The 21,130-nt window shown below is 70.6% G+C and carries 18 protein-coding genes and 1 pseudogene; 12 read left to right on the forward strand and 7 right to left on the reverse strand.

Annotation, left to right across the window (positions count from 1 at the left end):
* Positions 1-116 precede the first annotated feature (116 nt).
* From ACQPZZ_RS23090 to ACQPZZ_RS23100, 3 genes are read left to right on the forward strand one after another with little or no spacing between them, the layout of a single operon-like run.
* Complete coding sequence (locus ACQPZZ_RS23090) at positions 117-1,040, forward strand: thiamine pyrophosphate-dependent dehydrogenase E1 component subunit alpha (RefSeq protein ID WP_432921797.1); 924 nt, start codon at positions 117-119, stop codon at positions 1,038-1,040.
* Positions 1,037-2,014, forward strand: a complete 978-nt coding sequence (locus ACQPZZ_RS23095; RefSeq protein WP_363645210.1) for an alpha-ketoacid dehydrogenase subunit beta — start codon at positions 1,037-1,039, stop codon at positions 2,012-2,014. Before ACQPZZ_RS23090 ends, ACQPZZ_RS23095 begins: the two co-directional genes overlap by 4 nt.
* A complete protein-coding gene (locus ACQPZZ_RS23100) occupies positions 2,011-3,222 on the forward strand; it encodes a 2-oxo acid dehydrogenase subunit E2 (protein WP_432921800.1) in 1,212 nt (403 codons plus the stop codon). Before ACQPZZ_RS23095 ends, ACQPZZ_RS23100 begins: the two co-directional genes overlap by 4 nt.
* Here ACQPZZ_RS23100 and ACQPZZ_RS23105 read toward each other — a convergent pair.
* Positions 3,206-4,366, reverse strand: a pseudogene (locus tag ACQPZZ_RS23105) (RNA-guided endonuclease InsQ/TnpB family protein). The gene ACQPZZ_RS23100 and the pseudogene ACQPZZ_RS23105 overlap by 17 nt on opposite strands.
* A 146-nt stretch (positions 4,367-4,512) precedes the next feature.
* Between ACQPZZ_RS23105 and ACQPZZ_RS23110 the strand changes: the two are divergent.
* The 3 genes from ACQPZZ_RS23110 to ACQPZZ_RS23120 all read left to right on the forward strand — a co-directional run bounded on the left by ACQPZZ_RS23110 (position 4,513) and on the right by ACQPZZ_RS23120 (position 8,354).
* On the forward strand, positions 4,513-5,835 hold the full coding sequence (locus ACQPZZ_RS23110) for a GH1 family beta-glucosidase (protein ID WP_432921803.1): 1,323 nt from the start codon (positions 4,513-4,515) through the stop codon (positions 5,833-5,835).
* 609 nt (positions 5,836-6,444) lie between these two features.
* The gene (locus ACQPZZ_RS23115; RefSeq protein WP_432921806.1) at positions 6,445-7,329 is read left to right on the forward strand and encodes an aldose 1-epimerase family protein; all 885 of its coding nucleotides are present in this window, start codon (positions 6,445-6,447) and stop codon (positions 7,327-7,329) included.
* Positions 7,330-7,349: 20 nt separating this feature from the next.
* Positions 7,350-8,354, forward strand: coding sequence for a phosphotransferase family protein (locus ACQPZZ_RS23120; RefSeq protein ID WP_432921809.1), 1,005 nt, complete (start codon positions 7,350-7,352; stop codon positions 8,352-8,354).
* Positions 8,355-8,356: 2 nt separating this feature from the next.
* Here ACQPZZ_RS23120 and ACQPZZ_RS23125 read toward each other — a convergent pair whose 3' ends face one another.
* On the reverse strand, positions 8,357-8,524 hold the full coding sequence (locus ACQPZZ_RS23125) for a hypothetical protein (RefSeq protein WP_363645220.1): 168 nt from the start codon (positions 8,522-8,524) through the stop codon (positions 8,357-8,359).
* Between the two features lie 119 nt (positions 8,525-8,643).
* Between ACQPZZ_RS23125 and ACQPZZ_RS23130 the strand changes: the two genes are divergently transcribed.
* Together ACQPZZ_RS23130 and ACQPZZ_RS23135 are read left to right on the forward strand one after the other, a co-directional pair.
* Entirely contained in the window at positions 8,644-9,891 is a 1,248-nt protein-coding gene (locus ACQPZZ_RS23130; RefSeq protein WP_432921813.1) for an FAD-dependent oxidoreductase, read from the forward strand.
* A gap of 11 nt (positions 9,892-9,902) precedes the next feature.
* On the forward strand, positions 9,903-11,252 hold the full coding sequence (locus tag ACQPZZ_RS23135) for a class II 3-deoxy-7-phosphoheptulonate synthase (protein WP_432921816.1): 1,350 nt from the start codon (positions 9,903-9,905) through the stop codon (positions 11,250-11,252).
* Between the two features lie 214 nt (positions 11,253-11,466).
* On the opposite strand, the gene trxA is transcribed toward ACQPZZ_RS23135, so the two are convergent.
* Positions 11,467-11,832 carry a thioredoxin gene (gene trxA / locus ACQPZZ_RS23140; RefSeq protein ID WP_363645226.1) on the reverse strand — a complete coding sequence of 122 codons (366 nt, stop codon included), beginning with the start codon at positions 11,830-11,832 and terminating at the stop codon, positions 11,467-11,469.
* A 122-nt stretch (positions 11,833-11,954) separates the two neighbouring features.
* Between trxA and ctaD the strand changes: the two genes are divergently transcribed.
* On the forward strand, positions 11,955-13,640 hold the full coding sequence (ctaD, locus tag ACQPZZ_RS23145; protein WP_432921819.1) for an aa3-type cytochrome oxidase subunit I: 1,686 nt from the start codon (positions 11,955-11,957) through the stop codon (positions 13,638-13,640).
* Positions 13,641-13,689: 49 nt separating this feature from the next.
* Here ctaD and ACQPZZ_RS23150 read toward each other — a convergent pair whose 3' ends face one another.
* From ACQPZZ_RS23150 to ACQPZZ_RS23160, 3 genes are all read right to left on the reverse strand, one after another.
* Positions 13,690-16,149 carry an ExeM/NucH family extracellular endonuclease gene (locus ACQPZZ_RS23150; protein ID WP_432921822.1) on the reverse strand — a complete coding sequence of 820 codons (2,460 nt, stop codon included), beginning with the start codon at positions 16,147-16,149 and terminating at the stop codon, positions 13,690-13,692.
* A gap of 150 nt (positions 16,150-16,299) precedes the next feature.
* A complete protein-coding gene (locus tag ACQPZZ_RS23155; RefSeq protein ID WP_432921825.1) occupies positions 16,300-17,169 on the reverse strand; it encodes a universal stress protein in 870 nt (289 codons plus the stop codon).
* 81 nt (positions 17,170-17,250) lie between these two features.
* Entirely contained in the window at positions 17,251-17,721 is a 471-nt protein-coding gene (locus ACQPZZ_RS23160) for a universal stress protein (protein ID WP_432921828.1), read from the reverse strand.
* Between the two features lie 356 nt (positions 17,722-18,077).
* Between ACQPZZ_RS23160 and ACQPZZ_RS23165 the strand changes: the two genes are divergently transcribed.
* Positions 18,078-18,809, forward strand: a complete 732-nt coding sequence (locus ACQPZZ_RS23165) for a permease prefix domain 1-containing protein (RefSeq protein WP_432921831.1) — start codon at positions 18,078-18,080, stop codon at positions 18,807-18,809.
* On the opposite strand, the gene ACQPZZ_RS23170 is transcribed toward ACQPZZ_RS23165, so the two are convergent.
* Positions 18,769-19,092: a PadR family transcriptional regulator gene (locus ACQPZZ_RS23170; RefSeq protein WP_363645238.1), complete on the reverse strand. Its 324-nt coding sequence runs from the start codon at positions 19,090-19,092 to the stop codon at positions 18,769-18,771. The genes ACQPZZ_RS23165 and ACQPZZ_RS23170 overlap by 41 nt on opposite strands.
* Before the next feature lie 84 nt (positions 19,093-19,176).
* Here ACQPZZ_RS23170 and ACQPZZ_RS23175 point away from each other — a divergent pair, with 84 nt between their 5' ends.
* Positions 19,177-20,364 (forward strand): cytochrome ubiquinol oxidase subunit I, encoded by a 1,188-nt coding sequence (locus ACQPZZ_RS23175; protein WP_432921834.1) that lies wholly within the window; start codon positions 19,177-19,179, stop codon positions 20,362-20,364.
* 12 nt (positions 20,365-20,376) lie between these two features.
* Positions 20,377-21,123, forward strand: a complete 747-nt coding sequence (locus ACQPZZ_RS23180; protein ID WP_432921837.1) for a cytochrome d ubiquinol oxidase subunit II — start codon at positions 20,377-20,379, stop codon at positions 21,121-21,123.
* The last annotated feature ends 7 nt before the right edge of the window (positions 21,124-21,130 follow it).

Genomic DNA, 21,130 nt, shown 5'->3' on the forward strand with positions numbered 1-21,130 from the left:
CTCCTGTCAATGGATGTCGGCGCTCCTGCCCATGGATGCCGGCGCTCCTGTCCCTGGCAGCCGGGCCCGGCGTCGAGCGCGCCCTCGACCGAAGACGCACCAGGAGCGGACCACCTGTGATCGTCACCGCTGCACCGGCCCGGAGCCCGCGGCATGCCCTCAACGACGGGGATCTCCGCTCACTCCTCCTCATCCGGCACTTCGAGCGAGCCCTGCTCCGTCTGTTCGAGCAGGGCGTGCTCAGCGGCACCACCCACACCTGCCTCGGGCAGGAGTACATCCCGGTCGCGCTGTCGGCCCTGCTCCGCGACGACGACTTCGTGTTCAGCAACCACCGGGGCCACGGCCACTTCCTCGCCCGCCACCCCGACCCGCACGGCCTGCTCGCCGAGATCATGGGGCGGGAGGGCGCCCTGTGCGGGGGCGTCGGCGGCAGCCAGCACATCTACCACCGGCGTTTCCTGTCCACGGGGGTGCAGGGCGAGAGCCTGCCCGTGGCGACCGGGGTGGCCCTGAAACTGGCCGGCACGGGAGCGCTCGCCTGCGCGTACATCGGAGACGGCACCTGGGGCGAGGGCGCCGTCTACGAAGCGCTGAACATGGCGTCCCTCTGGCGGGTGCCGCTGCTGGTCGTGGTCGAGCACAACGGCATCGCCCAGTCGACCCCCACGTCCGCGCAGATGGCCGGCACGATCGCCGCCAGGGCGGCGGCCTTCGGCGTCCGTCACCACCACGTCACGTCCACCGACGTCGGCGAGATCAGGCAGGCCCTCGCCCCGCTGGTCGACGCCGTGCGGGCCGAGCCGTCCCCGCTGGTGGTCGAGTTCGCCACACACCGCCTCGGACCGCACAGCAAGGGCGACGACACCCGCCCGCCGGAGGAGATCCGCCGGGTCCGGGAGTCCGACTGGTACGACCGGTACGCCGAGGCCGATCCCGAGCGGTTCGCCCGGGTCGACCGGGAGCAGCGCGAGCTCGTCGAGCGGGTGGTCGCCGAGGTCTCCGCCCGGCCCCACTCCCGGCCGGGAGGGGCGGCGTGACCAGGGTCTCCGAGCACCTCAACCAGGCGCTGCACGACCTCATGGAGTCCGACCCGTCGGTCCACCTGCTCGGCGAGGACGTCAGCGACCCCTACGGCGGCGCGTTCAAGATCACTCGGGGGCTGTCCGGCCGGTTCGGCTCCCGCGTGAGGTCGACGCCGCTGAGCGAGGGCGCGATCGCCGGGGTCGGGGCCGGGCTGGCCCTGGCCGGCGACAAGGCCATCGTCGAGATCATGTTCGCCGACTTCGTGGCGCTGGCGTTCGACCAGATCACCAACTTCGCCGCCAAGTCCACCTCGATGTACGGCAGGCCCGTGCCGGTGCCGCTCGTGGTGCGCTGCCCCACGGGCGGCAACCGCGGCTACGGCCCGACCCACAGTCAGAACCCGCAGAAGCACTTCATCGGCGTGCCGGGACTGTCCCTGTTCGAGATGACGCCGTTCCACGACGCGGGCGAGCTGTTCGCCCGGATGTTCGGGCTCGGCCGGCCCTGCCTGTTCTTCGAGGACAAGGTCCTGTACACGCGGCAGATGTACCGCACGGACGACATGTTCCGGTTCGAGCTGGTGGACGACGTGGCGCGGGTGTACCTCGACGGCGCGGGCCGCCCCGACTGCACGCTGGTCACCCATGGCGGGCTCGTCCACCGGACGCTCGACGCCATGCGGGCGCTGCTCCTGGAGGACGACCTGGTCTGCGAACTGCTGGTGCCCGCCCAGCTCTACCCCGTGCCCCACCTGCCGGGGCTGGAGGACGCGCCGCACGTCTGCGTCGTCGACGACGGAACCGAGGGCGGCACCTGGGCGGCCGAGGTGGCCACGGCGCTCTACCCGCGCCTGTGGGGCCGGCTGCGCCGCCCGATCACGCTAATAAACTCGGCGGACGGGGTCATCCCCGCCGCCCCCCATCTGGAACGTGAGGTGCTCGTGCAGGCCGACAGCATCCGGGCCGCGGTGAGAGGGGCGCTGTCGTGACCGAGTTCCGCGTACCCAAGCTCAACAACAACGACACCTCCTACATCCTGGTCGAGTGGCTGGCCGGGGACGGGCAGGCGGTGCGGGACGGCGAGCCGATCGTGCTGCTGGAGACGTCGAAGGCGACCGAGGAGGTCGAGGCCCCGGCGGAGGGCGTCCTGCGGCGGCTGGTCGACGAGGGGGCCGAATGCGAGCCGGGGCAGGTGATCGCCCGCCTGCTCGGAACCGCGGACGAGGCCGCAGGCGCGGACGAGCCCGTCCAGAAGGCCGCGGACGGGAATCCGCGCGGGCCGCAGACCCCGGCGCCGCCCGGCGACGTCTCGGGCGTGGTCGTCACCGCGCCCGCGCGCGAGCTGATCGAGGCGCACGGCATCGCCATGGAGCGGGTGTACGCCCTCGGCCGTAAGGTGATCAGGCGGACCGACGTCGAGGAGCTGCTCGCCGGGGACACCACGGGCACGGACGACGCCGCGAGTGCGGACGACACCACGGGCGCGACCGGCACCGACGGGGACGACGACGCACAGTGGATCACGCTGTCGCGGGCGCAGCAGCGGACGGCCGAGGTCGTCGAGCGGTCGCTGCGCGAGATTCCGGCGGCCTTCACCGCGATGAACGTCGACGTGACCGAGGTCCTGTCGCTCGCCCGCGACCTCACCCGCCGGCTGCGGACCCTGGTCGGCCTGCCGGAGATGGTGGTGAAGGCGGCCGGCGGGCTGCTCGACCGGTTCCCGATGTTCTTCGCGGAGCCCGCTCCCGGCCCGCGGGCGAGAAGGGCCGCCACCGCCGACGTGGGCGTGACGGTCGACGTGGGCCGGGGACTGTTCATCCCGGTCGTCCGCGATGTCGGCAACCGGCCGCTCGCCGAGATCGCCGCCGACCTAGTCGGCTTCCGCAAGACGGCGCTCACCGGGTCGTTCCGGGAACGCGACCTCCAGGGAGGCGCCATCACGCTCACCCTGCACACGCACGACGGCATCGTGTTCGCCGTCCCGATCGTCTTCCCCGGCCAGACGTGCGCGCTGTCGCTGACCGCGCCGCGTTCGGAGGTCGTCCAGGACGGCTCGGGCTTCGCCGTACGCAAGACCGCCACAATCGGCCTCGCGTACGACCACCGTTTCATCAACGGTCGCGATGCCGCGGAGTTCCTCGGCGAACTCCGCACGGCGCTCGAATCACCCGCGCGTTTCCTCACCGAGAATGGTTGACATCCTCCCCTCCCTGAAGGGAGGGGTTTCCAACCGTCGCCGGTCGGGCTTCCTGCTTCATTGCCGGTCGCCTCGTGCGAGAGGTCTCTCGTTGAGGTCTTACACCAGCTCCACAGGCGTTTCACCTCTCCGCCAGCCCGGCGGCGAGAATGTTCTTCGCGGCGTTGACGTCCCGGTCGTGGACCACGCCGCAGGCGCATTCCCAGGTCCGGACCTTCAGCGGCAGCGACTCGTGCAGCGCCCCGCACGCAGAGCACAGCTTGGAGGAGGGAAACCACCGGCCCACAACCAGCAACCCGCGCCCGTACCATCGCGCTTTGTACTCCGGCATCGACCGCAGTTCCCGCCACGAGGCGTCGGAGATGGCGCGGGCCAGCGAGCCGTTCTTGAGCATGTTGCGGACGGTGAGGTCCTCGATCACGACCGTTTGGTTCTCACGGACGAGCCGAGTCGAAAGCTTGTGCAGGAAATCCCGACGGCGGTCGGTGATCCGGGCGTAGACGCGGGCGACCCTTCGCCGGGCCTTGGCCCGGTTCACGCTGCCCGCGGTCTTGCGTGCCAGGTCTCGCCGGGCCCTGGCCAGGCGCCTGCGGGCGGCTCGTTCATGCCGGGGGTTGGCGATCTTGCCGTCCTCGCCGGTCAGCCCGTCGACCGGGCGGGACAAGGTGAGGAGGCTCGTGAGGCCCGCGTCCAGGCCGACCTGAGCGTCCACGGAAGCCAACGACGGGATCGTCTCCTCCACGAGGAGGGACACGAACCATCGCCCGGCCGCGTCTTTGCTCACCGTCACGGTGGACGGTTGCGCCCCCTGCGGAAGCGGGCGCGACCACACGATGTCCAGTGGGGCCCGGCGCGCGAAGAAGTTCGCGAACGCGGCCTGCAGGTGCCGCAGCGCCTGCTGCAGGGGGACGGAGGAGACCTCCGACAGGAAGTCGTAGTCTCCGCTGCGTTTCCACTGGGTGAGCATCGCCGAGGACTCCACGTAGGACACCCGGCGACCCTCCAGGGTGTAGGCGCGGGTCCGCTCCTCCAGCGCCTTGTTGTAGACCAGGCGCACGCATCCGAACGTCCGAGCAAGCTCGGCAGCCTGTTCGGGGGTGGGGTAGAAGCGGTACTTGTAGGCCCGCTTCACTACCTGCGCCATGCCGCACATCATCACACACCCAGCCAAGGATCGTACGTGTGTTCGTACGGCGGTTCGCCTTGCGGCGAACCGCCTGCCCGGCCCTGCTCCCCAGGGAGTCCGCTTCCTCCCCCGCCCGAAGGCGGGGGCTTCCTCGGAGGTTTCTGATGAACTCACCCGCACGGTTTCCGGCCGACTTCGTTTGGGGCGCCTCCACCGCGGCCTACCAGATCGAGGGCGCGACCACGGAGGACGGCCGCGGGTCATCGGTGTGGGACACCTTCTGCGCGGTCCCCGGAAACGTACGCGACGGAGACAGCGGGGAGCACGCCGCCGACCACTACCACCGTTACAACGATGACCTGGACCTGATCGCCGACCTTGGCCTGGGCAGCTACCGCTTCTCCATCGCCTGGCCGCGGATCCAGCCCACGGGATCGGGCAAGCCCAACCAGAAGGGCATCGACTTCTACCGCCGGCTCGTCGACGGGCTGGCCGAGCGCGGCGTCCGGCCGATGGCCACGCTCTTCCACTGGGACCTGCCGCAGGAACTGCAGGACCGGGGAGGCTGGGAGAACCGGGACACCGCCGAGCGCTTCGCCGAGTACGCCGGGATCTGCTTCGACGCCCTGGAGATCAGGGACTGGCTGACGATCAACGAGCCCAAGACGGTGGTCGACTGCGGCTACCGGTTCGGCCAGCACGCGCCGGGCTTCAAGGACGACGCGCGCGCGTTCGTCGCCTGCCACCACCTGCTGCTCGCGCACGGCCTCGCCTCCCGCGTGCTGCACGAGCGGCACCCGGGACGCCGCATCGGCCCCGCACTCAACCTGCACCCCACCTACGCGGCCGACGACACGCCGGAGGCACGCGAGGCGGCCCGCCACCAGGACGGGCTCGAGAACCGGCTCTACCTCGACCCCATCTTCAAGGGCCGCTATCCCGAGGACACGCTGCGCTGGATCTCCGAGCGCGGCCCGATGGCCGACCACATCCTCGACGGAGACCTCGACGTCATCAGCGAGCCCATCGACGTGCTGGGCGTGCAGTACTACACCCCGGTCTTCGTGGACGGCAAGGGCGAGCGGGTCTTCGTCCACGAGCGGGCCCAGGCCGAGTGGCTGGAGATCTACCCCGAGGGCCTGCACGACATCCTCGTCCGGGTGCAGCGCGACTACCCCGGCGTGCCGATGGTCATCACCGAGAACGGCCTGGCCACCGTGGACGGGGTCGACGCCGACGGTCGGGTCCGCGACGATCGGCGGATCGCGTACCTGCGCGACCACCTGAGCGCGATGCGCCGCGCGATGGAGGCCGGGGCGCAGGTCGAGGGCTACCACGTCTGGTCGCTGCTCGACAACTTCGAGTGGGCCGAGGGATACAGCCAGCGGTTCGGCATCGTGTACGTCGACTACACGACGCAAAAGCGCGTACCCAAGGACAGCGCGCTCTGGTATCGCGACGTCGTGAAGAGCGGCGAGCTGCGCTGACGACCACGGAGCCCCCCACCGGCCTCCCAGGGTGATCGTGCGGTTTGTCACGCCACCACGGGCCGGCCGGCAGACACACCTGACCTGATCGCTGCGACGCCCCGCCGCGCGACCCGCGCGGACGCTTCCCCTGATCTCGCAGTGCGAGATCAAGGGAAGCGTTCCGGCCGGTCGGCGCGGTCACGCGCGCTTCCCCTGCGCGATCACGAGCAGGAATCGCCCGGTCGGAGCCCGGGCGTGCGGCGAACTACGAGATCACGTGCGGAAACCGCCGGAGGGCCGCGCGTGCGGACAGCGCTGCGAGATCACGGGGGCGGGGGTCGTGCGGGGCTGAAACTTTCAGCGGGGACCGGTGGGCGGTCGCCCATGCACGTGCATGCGATGACCGGTCTGCGGCAAATCGGTGCCGTTACATCGATCTACGCGACAATCCCGCGAATAAGTTGACGCGTCCGCCGAAAAGACTTAGCTTTTCCCTCTATGGGAGCGCTCCCACATCTCTCCCAGTGAGCTACCCCGCTTGGATCAAGGGCGATGAGCCGGGATAAAGTCCCTGCATACCGTCAGATGACCCGCTTCTTGACGTCGCGTAAGCGAGAGGACTCCCCTGTGCCCGATTACACACTTGCCGGCGGCGGTTACCAGGCCACGATCAGCGAGCGGGGCGGCGCGCTGCGCGTACTGCGCCACGAGGGCCGCGATCTGGTGACGAGCTGGCCGGAGGGCGGGCCGGTCCCGTACTACAGCGGCACCATTCTCGCTCCCTGGCCGAACCGCGTGGTCGGCGGCACCTATGTCTTCGACGGGCAGCGCCGCCACCTTCCGGTGAACGAGCCCGACCGCGGGCACTCCCTGCACGGGCTCGTCGCCGGCCTCGACTGGAAGTGCGCGGAGCTGCTGTCGGTCGAGGACCACCACGGCCACGTACGGCTGACCCACCTCGTGGAGCCGAGCGAGGGCTACCCGCACAGGATCGCCCTGGAGGTGCGGCACTCGGTGTCCGAGGAGGGCCTGTCGACCACGCTGACGGCGCAGAACGTCGGCGAGACGGCGGCGCCGTACGGCTGCGGGCCGCACCCCTGGCTGCTGGCCGGGCCGGAGGTCACCGCCTACGAGCTGAGCCTCCCGGCCGGGAAGGTGCTGCTCACCGACGACCTGCTCGCCCCCACGGACCTGGTGGACGTCGCGGGGACGCCGTACGACTTCAGGACGCCGCACGTTATCGGGGACACCGCCGTCGACCACGCCTTCACCGGCGTGACGGAGGGACGCGTGCGCGTGCTCGGCCCCGAGGGCGGGGTGGAGCTCACCTGGGACCCGGCGGTGATGCCGTGGGTCCAGATCTGCACCGGCACGGGGCTCGGCCATCGGGGACTGGCCGTGGAGCCGATGACCTGCCCGCCCGACGCCTTCAACTCGGGCACGGATCTGATCGTTTTGCAGCCGGGGGACAAGCACGAGGCCACGTGGACCATCGCGCTCACCGCTCCGTAACTCCGTCACGGGAAGACTGAATGGACAGCAGGACGAAAAGGCGGTTACCCCTCGCGCAGCTCGAGGAGATCACCCGCGACGCGCTGGGCTGCGGGCTGACCTCGTCGGAGGAACTCACCGACGGCTTCGCGAACAGCGTCTGGCGACTCGGCCTCGACGACGGCCGTCACGTGGTGCTCAAGCTCGGGCCTCCGCCCGGCCTGCGGTTGCTGACCTATGAGCGGCATCTGCTGCGCACCGAGGCGATGGTCTACCACCTCGCCCAGCCCGTGGGGCTGCCGATGCCCGCCCTGCTCCGGGCGTCGTTCGACGACCCGGTGCTGGGCGGCGACTACCTCATCCTGTCCGCGCTCGACGGGAAGCCGTGGAACCGGACGACGGTCAGCCCCGCGGAAGAGAGCACACTGCGGTTCGAGCTGGGCCGTCACCTCGCCCGCCTGCACGCGATCCCGGCTACGGGTGTCTTCGGCTACCAGTACGCCGGGCTGACCGGGCGGACGTGGCGGGAGGCGTTCCTCGTCATGATCGGCGCCCTGCTCGACGACGCCGTCTACTACAACACCCCGCTCCCCGCGACGATCGTGGAGATCGTCGGGCTCGTCCACATGAACGCGCACGTCCTCGACCAGGTCACCACCCCGTCGCTGGTGCACTTCGACATCTGGCCGGGCAACGTGTTCCTCAACGACGACGGGCGCGTCCAGGCGCTCATCGACCATGAGAGGGCGTTCTGGGGCGACCCGCTCGCCGACTTCGTCACCCCCACCATCTTCGGCGAGCTGCGCGAGGACGATCCGCTCCTCGCGGGCTACCGGCAGGAGGCCGGCCCGCTGACGCTGGACCACGCCGCCCGCGTCCGGATCGCCCTCTACCGGGTCTACCTCTACCTGATCATGCTGGTGGAGGACGGCCCGCGGCAGTACCCGGAGGAGGCCTACGCCCGCACCAGGGACATCACCACGCGGTCACTGGCCGCCAGCCTGGACCTGCTGCGCGCGGGGTCCCGGAACCACGCGCACGTCTGAGGTCACGCCTCCAGCGTGAGGGACTGCGAGCCGCACCCGTTGCCGGTGTGCGGCTCGGAGTCGCCGGTCCCGGCGAGGGCCGCGGGGGCTCCGACGGTCAGCGACGCCACGAGGGACAGGACCATGGCCCCGGCCGCGACGCGCGGCAGGCGGCTGACACGAGCACTCATGACGACTCCCACAAGACCGACTCTGTTGATCACAAAATAGCGGTACGGCCCGCGCTCCGGTAGGCCCACTCCTGGCCTCGTCGTCCTCCGCGTGAGATGATTTCAGCGGGTGATGAATTATGGAGACTACATGCGTGATCGCGGGCGGCGGGCCCGCGGGTGTCATGCTCGGGCTGCTTCTGGCCCGCGCGGGCGTCGACGTCACTTTGCTGGAGAAGCACGGGGACTTCCTGCGCGACTTCCGCGGTGACACGATCCACCCCTCGACCCTTCGGGTGCTGGACGAGATCGGCCTGGCCGAGGCCTTCCATCGGCTGCCGCATCGTAAGGCGTACTCGATGTCCATCCAAACCGACGACGGCCAGGTGCCCATCGCCGACCTGCGGCGCCTGCCGGGCAAGTACCAGTACATCGCCTTCGTCCCGCAGTGGGACTTCCTCGACCTCCTCACTCGCGAGGCGAGCGCCTATCCCAACTTCCACCTCCTGATGAACGCCACGGTCGTCGATCTCGTACGGCGGGACGGGGCGATCCGCGGGGTGCGCTACCGCGACGAACGGGGCGAGGAGCACGAGATCAGGGCCGTGCTCACGGTCGCCGCCGACGGCCGGCGCTCCGACGTGCGGCGGGCGGCCGGGCTGGCGCCCAGGCGGTTCGGCGCGCCGATGGACGTCGTCTGGTTCCGGCTGCCGCGGGCGCAGGACGATCCCGAGCAGCCGTTCCTGCGGGCGTCGGCAGGACGGCTCATGGTCGCCATCAACAGGGAGACCTACTGGCAGCTCGCCTACGTCATCCCCAAGGGCGGCTTCGCCGCGCTCGAGGCGAAGGGCGTCGACGCTCTGCGCCGCGATGTGGAACGGCTGCTGCCCTTCCTCAGCGGCCGGACCTCGGAGCTGCACGGCTTCGACGAGACCGGCGTGCTCAGCGTCGAGCTGAACCGGCTCACGCGCTGGCACCTGCCCGGGCTGCTGCTGATCGGCGACGCGGCCCACGCGATGTCGCCGGTCTTCGGCGTCGGGATCAACCTCGCGGTGCAGGACGCGGTCGCGGCCGCCAACATCGTCGGGCCCGCCCTGCTGCGCGGCCGGGCTCCCGTGGCGCTGCTCGCCAGGGTGGCGCGACGCAGGAAGCTGCCCACGGCCGTCGTGCAGACCGCGCAGCGGGTCGTGCAGGAACGGCTCATCCGGCCGGCCCTTTCCGGGCCCGTGGGGCGCGTTCCCGCCCTCACCCGCGTGCCGGTGGTGCGCTCGCTGCTGCCCCGGTTCATCGGGCTCGGAGTGCTTCCCGAGCACGTGCGTCTTCCGGAGCGAGAAAAGAGATCTCAGCAAATGGACAGGGATGAGGCCCCACGGGACGTGGTGCAATAACCTTGGTTTCCGTGAGCGCAACGAACCCAGAGACCAGTGCCCTGGACACTTGGCGTGACCTGCCCGCGGCCCAGCAGCCGGACTGGCCCGACCGTGGCGAACTGGACAAGGTCGTCGCGGAGCTGGCATCCCTGCCCCCGCTGGTGTTCGCCGGCGAGTGCGACCAGCTCAAGGCCGGCATGGCGGCCGTGGCTCGCGGTGAGGCGTTCGTCCTGCAGGGCGGCGACTGCGCCGAGACCTTCGCGGGCGCGACGGCCGAGAACGTGCGCAACAAGCTCAAGACGCTGCTGCAGATGGCGATCGTGCTGACCTACGCGGGCCGCGTCCCGGTCGTCAAGATCGGCCGGCTCGCCGGGCAGTTCGCCAAGCCGCGGTCCAAGCCCATGGAGGTCCGCGACGGCGTCGAGCTTCCGGCCTACCGGGGCGACATGGTCAACGGGTTCGACTTCACTCCCGAGGCCCGCCGTCCCGACCCCAACCGGCTCCTGCGCGCCTACCACTCCTCGGCGAGCACGCTCAACCTCGCGCGGGCCTTCACCAAGGGCGGCTACGCCGACCTGCGCCAGGTCCACGCCTGGAACCAGGACTTCGTCGCGGAGTCCCCGGCGGGTCAGCGCTACGAGCAGCTGGCGCGGGAGATCGACCAGGCGCTGGCGTTCATGCGGGCCTGCGGGGCCGACCCCGAGGAGTTCCACACCGTCGAGTTCTACTCCTCCCACGAGTCCCTGATCCTCGACTACGACCGGGCGCTCACCCGGATCGACTCGCGCACGGGTCAGCCGTACGACGTGTCGGCGCACATGGTGTGGATCGGCGAGCGCACCCGGCAGCTCGACGGGGCGCACGTCGAGTTCTTCAGCCGCATCCGCAACCCGATCGGCGTGAAGCTCGGCCCGACGACCACGCCGGAAGAGGCCATCGCGCTGATCGACAAGCTCAACCCGGACAACGAGCCCGGGCGGCTCACCTTCATCACCCGCATGGGCGCGGACAAGGTCCGCGACGCGCTCCCGATGCTGGTGGAGAAGGTCAACGCGAGCGGCGCGACCGTGGCGTGGGTGTGCGACCCGATGCACGGCAACACCTTCGAGGCGCCGAGCGGGCACAAGACCCGCCGTCTCGACGACGTGCTGGACGAGGTCGCGGGCTTCTTCGAGGTCCACCACGCGCTCGGCACCCACCCGGGCGGCATCCACATCGAGTTCACCGGCGACGACGTCACCGAGTGCGTCGGCGGCGGGCACGCCATCGTGGAGGAGGACCTGGCGCTGCGGTACGAGACCGCCTGCGACCCCCGCCTCAACCGCGGTCAGTCGCTCGACCTCGCCTTCCGCGTCGCGGAGCTGTACCGCTCGAGCTGAGCGGCACCGCCCATCCGAGTCCGCCCGCCAGACCGCACCCATCGCATCCTGGCCCGCCGAATCCTGCCGTCGCCCTCCCGATCATCCGGACGGGGCGACGGCGCTTTCGTCTTCGCAGCCGAACGAAAGGCGGTCCGCACCGCACAGTGGCGCACGCAGGCCGCGTGCACCACCGCGGGTCCGCACAGGAGCGGGCCCGGCGCGGCCCGGAGTCTCAGCTGTTCTTGGCCTCCGCCTCGATCTGGGCGCGGATGGCGTCCATGTCGAGCGCGCGCAACTGCCTGATCAGGTCCTCGAGCGCCGGCTGGGGCAGCGCGCCCGGCTGGGCGAACACCACGATGCCGTCTCGGATCGCCATGATCGTGGGAATCGCGGTGATCTCGAAGCCCTCGGACAGGGCGGGCTGCGCCTCGGTGTCGATCTTGCCGAAGGTGATGTCCTTGTGCTCCTCGGACGCCTTCTCGAAGATCGGGGCGAAGGATCGGCAGGGGCCGCACCAGGAGGCCCAGAAATCGAGCAGTACGATGCCGTTGTCGGCGATGTCGTTGAAGTTCTTCTCGGTTACCTCGATGGTCGCCATGGGCGACTCCTTTCGCTCGTTCTTCAGCGGGCATAACCAGCCGGACAATCCCAGCATTCCATTTCGCGATGAGCCTCGCGTGGTCGGGCAGGAGACCTTTTTGACGTAGAAGGAGCGACCGGATGACGACTCACGCCGTACGGCCAACCGACTTGACGGCCCCGAAGGGCCCCGGCGCCCGGCTCGCCTCGTGGCTGTCGAGCACGGATCACAAGGTGATCGGCAACCTCTACATGATCACCGCGTTCTTCTTCTTCCTGGTCGGCGGCCTGCAGGCCATGGTCATCCGGGCGGAGCTCTTCGAGCCCGGCATGCAGTTCGTGACCTTGCAGCAGTACAACATGATGTTCACGCTGCACGGCACGAACATGCTGCTGTTCTTCGCGACGCCGTTGTTCGCCGGGTTCGCCAACGCGGTCATGCCGCTGCAGATCGGCGCCCCCGACGTGGCGTTTCCCCGGCTCAACATGGCGAGCTACTGGCTGTTCCTCTTCGGCGGCCTCATGGTCCTCGGATCGTCGCTGACGGGCGGGGCGCCGACGTTCGGCTGGACGGCCTACACGCCGCTGTCACACGCGGCGTTCACCCCGCAGCTCGGCGGGGACCTGTGGGTGATGGGCCTGGCGCTGTCCGGTCTCGGGACGATCCTCGGCTCTGTCAACTTCATCACGACGATCATGTGCATGCGCGCTCCGGGCATGACGATGTTCCGGATGCCGATCTTCACGTGGAACGTGTTCTTCACCTCGATCCTCGTGCTGCTGGCCTTCCCCGTGCTCGCCGCCGCGCTGCTGGCGCTGGGGATCGACCGCAAGCTGGGCGCGCACATCTACGACCCCCAGACCGGCGGGCCTCTCCTGTGGCAGCACCTGTTCTGGTTCTTCGGCCATCCAGAGGTGTACATCATCGCGATCCCGTTCTTCGGCATCATCACCGAGGTCATCCCGGTCTTCAGCCGCAAACCGCTGTTCGGGTACGTCGGCATGGTGGGCGCCACGATCGCGATCACCGCGCTGTCCGTCACCGTCTGGGCGCACCACATGTTCGCCACCGGCCGGGTGCTGCTGCCGTTCTTCTCGCTGATGACGTTCCTGATCGCCGTGCCCACCGGCGTGAAGTTCTTCAACTGGACGGGCACCATGTGGCGGGGCCATCTCACGTTCGAGACGCCGATGCTGTGGGCGGTGGGGTTCCTCGTGACGTTCCTGCTCGGCGGCCTCACCGGGGTGATCCTGGCGTCGCCGCCGCTGGACTTCCACGTGACCGACACCTACTTCGTGGTCGCCCATTTCCACTACGTGGTGTTCGGCACTGTCGTGTTCGCGATGTTCTCGGGCTTCTACTTCTGGTGGCCGAAGTTCACCGGGCGCATGCTGAACGAGCGGCTGGGGAAGATCCACTTCTGGATGCTGTTCATCGGCTTCCACACGACGTTCCTCATCCAGCACTGGCTCGGCGCGCAGGGCATGCCGCGGCGGTACGGCGACTACTCGCCCAACGACGGCTTCACCTGGATGCACCAGGTGTCGAGCGTGGGGGCGTTCCTGCTCGGGCTGTCCACCCTGCCGTTCCTCTACAACGTCTGGTGGACCATACGGCACGGGGAGAAGGTGACGGTGAACGACCCCTGGGGGCACTCCAACTCGCTGGAGTGGACGACCTCCTGCCCGCCGCCGCGCCACAACTTCGTGTCGATCCCGCCGATCCGCTCCGAGCGGCCCGCTTTCGACCTGCGCTATCCGCGTCTGGGCGGCAAGCCGGGCGAGCCGCCGGAGACCAAGCGGGACTTCGTCGATCCCAACGCCTGACCGGCGAACAAGGGGCCCCCGTCGCGGGGGCCCCTTCGCGTGCGGGTCGTCAGTGCTTGCCGCCGGGCAGGTCCAGCCCGATCAGCAGAGGGTCGTGGTCGGAGGAGCGGAACGCGTCGGGCCGGTACAGGCTCGGCGGGTTGAACTCCAGGTTGTAGTCGAGGATGCGCGGCTCGTCGGCGTTGACGTGCCAGATGGTCGCCCCGGTCACTCGCTTGACGAGCTGCTTGCCGGCCATCGCGTGGTCGAGCTCGCCCGACAGCCCGTTGAACAGGTAGCTGTAGCGCTGGGCCGCGGGGACGAACCGCTTGGACAGGCTGCTCAGGCCGCCGTTCTCCAGCGTGTGGATCGGGTCCTCCTCGCCGTACGCGTTGAGATCGCCGATCACCAGCGGGTTCGGCAGGTCCATCGAGTCGATGAGGCCGAGCACGGCCTTGGCCTGCCGTACGCGCTCGGCGTTGTAGCAGCTCTGGCCGTCGCCCTGGTCGGCGTCGCCGCCGGTGGCCTCCTCGTCACAGCCCTTCGACTTGAAGTGGTTGACGAGCAGCGTGAACGGCTGCCCGCCGCCCGCCCGGCGGAAGGTCTGGATCAGCGGCGGCCGCCGGAAGACGGGATCGGTGGACGACCGCGTCTCCCCCACAGGGGTCAGCTTCGCCGGCTTGTAGATCGCGGCGACGTGGATGGCGTCGGAGCCCGGGTAGGGATGGGTCAGGGCGGCGTAGGTTCCCGCCCCCACCTCGGCGTTCAGGGCGTCGACCAGCGCCTTGACGGCGGTCTGGCCGTTGTTCTCCACCTCCATGAGGCCGACGACGTCGGCGTTCAGGCCCTTGAGCGTGGCGACGATCTTCTTGAGCTGCCGCTGCTGCTCCTCCGCGGTGTCGGCTCCGCGCGAGTCGAGCGTCGTGAACCAGTTGAGCGTGTTGAGGCTCGCGACGCGGACGTTCCCGCCCACCGGCAGGGGCGCGGGAAGCCTCGGGTTGGTCCGCAGGAAGGCGATCTGCTTGGTGGGCTCCAGCAGATACTGCCCGAAGCCGTAGGTCAGCACGCCGGTCACTCCCACGGCGGTGTCGCCCAGCCGGACGACCTGCGGCGCCGTGTAGGGGATGGTGGCGGGGTTCTCGGCGCTGGAGCCGTCGTCGATCAGCAGCGACCTGCGGGCGTCGAGCGCGGGGTTCACGCCGCGCCGGTCGGTCGGCTGGAAGAGCCTGCCGCCCGCGGAGACCGTCACCTCGCCGTACCGGCCGAGGTTGTAGTGATCGGTCACGATCAGCGGCTCGGGGAACGTCACGAGCACGTTCTCGTACGGCTCGAAGCTCGTGCCCTCGGCCCTGGGCAGGTCGTAGGCCTTGGGCTTGATCGTCCCGGTGCCGCACACGTCCACCGCCGTGACCGGGGACAGCTCGGTGAGCCCGTTGAACTCGGTGACCCGGCCGGTGACGAGCACGCGGTCACCCACCTTGACGTCCTTGAACGACGCCCGCGCGAACGCGAACAGGCCGTCGGACGTCGCGGGGTCGGCGTCGGGCGTCGGGTCCTGGAAGTAGAACCCGCTGAGCTGGTTCGTGGCCTGGAAGTCGCCGGTCACCACGCCCTCGACCCGGACGGTCCGCCCCACGAGAGGGGAGGCGTCGCCGCTGCCCTGGACCTCGGCGATCTGCCGGTCGGCGGGCACCTCGCACGGCGCCGTGCCGGAGCTCGGGGAAGGCGACGGCGAGGGCGGTGCGGAGGGAGAGGCGGAGGGGGATGCCTGCGGCGACGGCGAGGCGGCGCCGCAGGGAGCCGGAGACGTCGCCGTGTTGCGCGGCGCCGGCGTGCCCGCGGCGAAATCGGCGGCGTTGTCGTCGGTGTCCGTGCAGCCGCCGCCGGCGCGCACCGCGGCGGTGGAGTTGCTCAGGCCCGGGGCCGCCGCCGTGCCCTCGAAGTAGTTGGCCGTGCCGTACCCGACGAGGTCGGCGATCTGCGCGGTCTGCTCCGGTGTGCAGGGCGAGGAGCCGCCGTTGCAGGCCAGGCCCGTGGCCGAGCGGACCAGGGCGACCTTGCCCGCCGTGGCGCTCAGGCTGAGGCCGCCGACGGTGTCGGGGGCCGGCAGCGCACCGCTCGGCGTCGATCCGGCGGAGAGCTGGACCAGGTGATACCGGCCGGGGGCGAGCGAGCCCGACAGGTCCTGCTTCTGAGAGCCGAACGGGCCGGTCCCGGCGGCGCTCGCGTACTGGAGGGACCAGCCGTCCAGCGAGATCGTGGCGGTGCCGCGGTTGAACAGTTCGACGTAGTCGTTGGTGTAGGGGGCGCCGGAGTTGCCGCCGCCTCCGTACACCTGGCTGATCACCACGTCGCCGGGCTCGGCCGAGGCGGGCGACGTCGACACGACCGTGACGCCGGCGGCCAGGAGGGCGGCGGCCGCGAGCACGACGCCCGCGCGGGCGCCACGTCTCACGCCGCGTCCCGTGTCGCGTCTCGTGTCGCGGCCGCCGGGGTGGTCATCGGGACAGGCCCGGGAGAGAGCACGCATGTCCCGGACTTTAGGGCGAGACCACGGCGACACCAGGACCAAAAGGTGTCTTTAGCGAGAATTTGGAGGATTTTGCCGATCACGCGGGATCGCAACCGTATGCGTGCTGCCGTTGCGCGTCGCGGCCCGGGATGGATCGGTCCCTTCCGGTCAGGGATGGACGACGGCCACCGGACAGGTGACCGCGTCGATCAGCGGCCGGGTGACAGAGCCGAGCCTGCCGAGCACCCCACGGGCGCGGGTCGCGCCGACGACCAGCATGGTCGCACCGGGAGAGGTGTCGGCCAGCACGTCGAGCACGGGCCCCTCGACGGGTTGGAGCAGGGTGCGCACGTCCGGGTATCGCTCGCGCCAGGGGTCCACCGCGGCTTCCAGCGCCTCGACGGCCTCCCTGCCGGGGACGTCGGACATCACCATGGGCGCCATGCCCGCGCTCCAGGCGGCGGCCGGATAGCGCCACGCGTGCACCGCGATCAGCGGCAGCCCGCGCAGGGCCGCCTCGCGGTAGGCGAAGGCGAGGACGTGGTCGTCGCCGCCGCCGACGCCCATGACGATCGGGCCGGGGTGCCTGCGGTGCGGCAGCGACCCCGTGCCCCGCACCACGATCACCGGACAGAGCGCCTGCGCCGCCACGTGCCCGGCCACCGAGCCCATCACCCGCCGGGCCGCACCGCTCAGGCCGCGCGATCCCACGACGACGAGATCGGCCGTCTCGGAGAGCGCGACGAGCCGGTCGGAGGCCGGCCCTTCGAACAGGTCCTCCCGCACGCGGACGCCGCTCGTGCACTGCCGGGCACACTCGGCGCCGTGCCACAGCACGTGCTCGGCCGCGTGGTGCAGCGACTTGCGCGCCTCCTCGTCCCCGGCGCCGTACGGCGACTGCCAGGCGTGGCAGACGGTGATGGGCGCGTCCCGGAACTCGGCCTCGTCCATCGCCCAGTCGAGCGCCTGCATGGCGAAGTCGGAACCGTCGTACCCGACGACGATGCCCCGGCGGCCACTTGGGCTGTTGGGTTCCATGTCCTCATGCTCCGCCGGGAGCCGTACACCCCGGCAGGGCGGAAAGTCCCGAGACCGGCGGGACGTCCGGCCCCGGGGGGATCAGGATCTGCTGCCGGCGAGCACCCCGGGACGGCGGTCGTGCTCCATGCCGGGCAGCACGACGACGACCGGGCACCTGGCCCGCAGCAGGCAGGCGGAGACGACCGGGTTGAGCACGGGGTAGGGCTCGGACTCGGCCTCGTGCGCGCCCAGCACCAGCAGATCCGCGCCATCGGTCGCGCGCAGCAGCACCTGGGCCGGTGACCCCTCGACGACAACCGGCTCGACGTGCCGCTCGCCGAGCTCCGCGACGGCCTGGGCGGCCATGTCGAGGGCGGTCCTGTGCTCGTCCTCGCGCGAGGTGCGGCTCGCGATGGGGGCGTAGTGGGCGTGCAGCCCGCCCGTCCACTCCCACGCGTACACCGCTTCGACCCGCGCACCGCGCAACGAACCCTCGGCGGCGGCCCACCGCAGTGCGGCCTGCGACGCCATCGACCCGTTGATGCCCACCACGATCTTCGGCTGGTTCACGTTCCGCCTCGCTCTCCGCTCTCAGTCTCGCCGACCAGGGTTAACAGGGTGTTGCCGCGGCGAAACGGTCAGAAGACACCGCCCACGAGCATCCCTGTACCCACAAAAACCGCCTGTACCTCCCGTCCCAAAAGGGACAGGCCCATGTTTTGGGGGGTCGGGTCGCACCTGAGAACAGGGTATCCGCGAACCTCGGCAGTGCCGGTACGCGGCTTTGCCGATTCGGGGACGACCACGGGCCCTTTCGTTGCCCACCACGAGGACATCCCGGCCGGGCCCTCGGTGCCGGGTCAGGGATCACCCTGATGCGACTCCGGGCGCCCGGCCGTACGCTGTCGGCAGACCGGGGAGGGACGATGGGGAACGCGGGTCCGATCGACGAGTACGTCGCGTCGATGCGGCGTGCGCTGCGGGGTCCGGGCAGCGCCAAGCGCGACCTGCTGACCGAGGCGCGCGACAGCCTGCTCGACGCGGCCGAGGCGTACCAGTGCGAGGGTCTTCCCCGGGCCGAGGCCGAACGGCTGGCGGTCGCCGACTTCGGCACCGTGCCCGAGGTCGCGCCGGGCTTCCAGGGGGAGCTGACGGTGAGCCAGGGCCGCCGCACGGCCGCGCTGCTGTTCCTCAGCGTGCCGTTCATCGCGTTCATGTGGGCGGTGATCTGGCGGGTCTTCCCCGGGAGCCCGCATGTCGACGAGATCAAACCGGCGTGGTTCGGGCTGCTGGCCAGGACGACGGACCTGCTGCAGCTCAGCGTGGGCGTGATAGGCGGCCTCGCGCTCCTCGCGTTCGGCCGCGGAGCGCGGCGCGTCCGCCGTCCCGCGCGGCTCACCCGGTGGCTGGCGTTGTTCGTCTGGATCCAGACGCCGCTGACCGGGGCGATGGGCCTGGTGCTGGCCGCGGCGGCGCACGGCCCGGAGGGGTTCAGCGGCTACCTGCCCGGGCTGGCCGTGGCCCTGGTCAGCGACCTGCTTTCCGCGTGGCAGCTGTACAGCGCGGCGCACTGCCTGCGCTGCACGAGGGCGGTATCCGCGCTCAGCTCGGCCAATCTCAGCGCAGCGGATCCAGAACGCTCCCTATCGCGGTGGTGAACGACCGCCACGCCGACCGCTCCCCCGCCAGCGCCTCGCGCCCGGCGTCGGTGAGGCGGTAGGTCCGCCGTTTGCGCCCGCCGTCCGAGGCCCACTCGCCGGCGAGCAGCCCGGCCCTCTCCAGCCGTCGCAGCGCGGGGTAGACCGTGCCCGTCGGCACGTCCAGGGCGCCGCCGCTGCGTGCGCGCAGCGCCTCGATGATCGCGTAGCCGTGCAGCGGCTCCCGTTCCAGCACGGAGAGCAGCAGGGCGTCCATATGGCCCCGGAGCGCGTCGGCGTTCACGCCCGCAGCCTATCCCGGTTCCTCATGCGGCCCAGTCTATATGTAGGCTGTCTATATGTAGGCTGTCTACGCATGGAGAATTCAATGGACATCGTCGGCCTCGCCCGGCTGCAGTTCGCCGTGACCGGAAGCCTCCACTTCCTGTTCGTCGTGCTCACGCTGGGACTGGCCCCACTGGTGGCGATCATGCACACCCGGTATGCCATCGGCGGGAACCCCCTGCACGAGCGGATGACCCGCTTCTGGGGACAGATCTACGTGATCAACTACGCGCTCGGCATCGTCACCGGGCTCGTGATGGAGTTCCAGTTCGGGCTGAGCTGGAGCGGGCTTTCGCACTACGCGGGCGACGTGTTCGGCGCCCCGCTGGCCATGGAGACGCTGCTGGCCTTCTTCCTGGAGTCCACGTTCCTGGGCCTGTGGATCTTCGGCTGGCACCGGCTGCCGCGCGGGCTCCACGTGGCCTGCATCTGGCTGGTGACGCTGACGGCGTACGCCTCGGCGCTGTTCATCATGGTCGCCAACTCCTTCCTGCAGAACCCGGCGGGCTCGGCCGAGGTGGGCGGGCGGCTCGTGCTGCGCGACTTCGGGGCGCTGCTCACCAACCCGACCCTCGTCTTCGCGCTCCCCCACGTGCTGAGCGCCGGGCTGTGGACCGGCGGGTTCGTCGTGATGGGCGCCAGCGCCTACCACCTGTTCCGGCGCACCCCCGAGCGGGAGTTCTTCACCCGCTCCCTGCGCATCGGCGTGCTGACCGCCTTCATCGGGTCGCTGTTCACGGTCGGCTTCGGGTACGCCCAGTTCGGGCCGGTCAGCGACGTGCAGCCGGACAAGTTCCACGGGGCGGCCCCCGGCGTCGCGCTCGGAGTGATGATCTTTATCGGGCAACTCGTCCAGTTCGCCGTGATGTTCGTGCTGACGCCCCTGCTCGTCCGCGACCTGCTGGCCCGCTGGCGCTGGCTGCATCCGCTCCTCATGATCATGACCCCGCTGCCGTTCGTCGCGGCGATCGCCGGCTGGATCGTCCGCGAGGTCGGCCGCCAGCCCTGGCTGGTGTACGGCAAGCTCTCGGTGGCCGACGCCCTCACCCCCGGCCTGACCCAGGCGGACATCACCGCCTCCTTCGTGGGTTTCGCGGGCGTGCTCGGGCTGCTCGCCGTCGTCGACTACGTCCTCATCGCCCGTGCCGTACGGCGCGGCCCGGGACAGGTCGCCCTCGGCGCCGCGGACCTTCCCCTCGCCGCGGAGCCCGTCCCCGCCCACTCGCTGTAGAGGACGCTTCCCGTGGACATCTTCTGGTTCCTGACGTTCGCCGTTCTGCTGGCCGGCTACTTCGCCCTGGAGGGCTTCGACATCGGGCTCGGCGTGCTGCTGCCCGTGCTGGGCCGCTCCCCCGCCGCCCGGGACCGTCTCGTCGGCGCGATGGCGCCGTTCGTGCTCGCCAACGAGGTGTGGCTGGTCGCGCTCGCCGGGGTGCTGTTCGGCGCGTTCCCGGTGCTGGAGGGCATGGCGCTGAGCCGCCTGTATCCCCTCGTCGTCGCCCTGCTGCTGGCCTGGATCGTGCGCGACGCTGGGCTGTGGTTCCGCCGCAGGGCCGGCGGCGCCGCCTGGCGGCTGGCGTGGGACGGCGCGCTGTGGGCGGGCTCGGCGGGGCTGGCGCTTGCCTGGGGCGCGATCCTGGTGGCCGTCGCGCGCGGCCTGCCCGCCTCGCCCCTCGGCGTACCGGCGGCGGCGGGAGGTGTGGCGCTGCTCGCGCTGCTCGCCTGGCACGGCCGCACCTTCGCGGCCTGGCGCCTGCGGGACGGCGCGCGCGGGAGCGGGCGCGCGCTGCTGCTGTCGGCCTGCGCCGCCGCCGCGCCCGCGGTCCTGGTCATGGCGGCCGCGGCCGCCCACATGCTCGGCAACGCCGCCCCGGATCGGACACTGACTGTGCTCAGTGTCATGGTGGTCCCGATCGCCCCGATCCTCGTGGGCGCGCAAGTATGGGTGTGGCGCACCTTCTCCAGGGGCGCGCTGCCGACGTTCTTCTGATTGGGGA

It is taken from the genome of Microbispora sp. CA-135349, from assembly GCF_050947365.1.
Taxonomy (GTDB): domain Bacteria; phylum Actinomycetota; class Actinomycetes; order Streptosporangiales; family Streptosporangiaceae; genus Microbispora.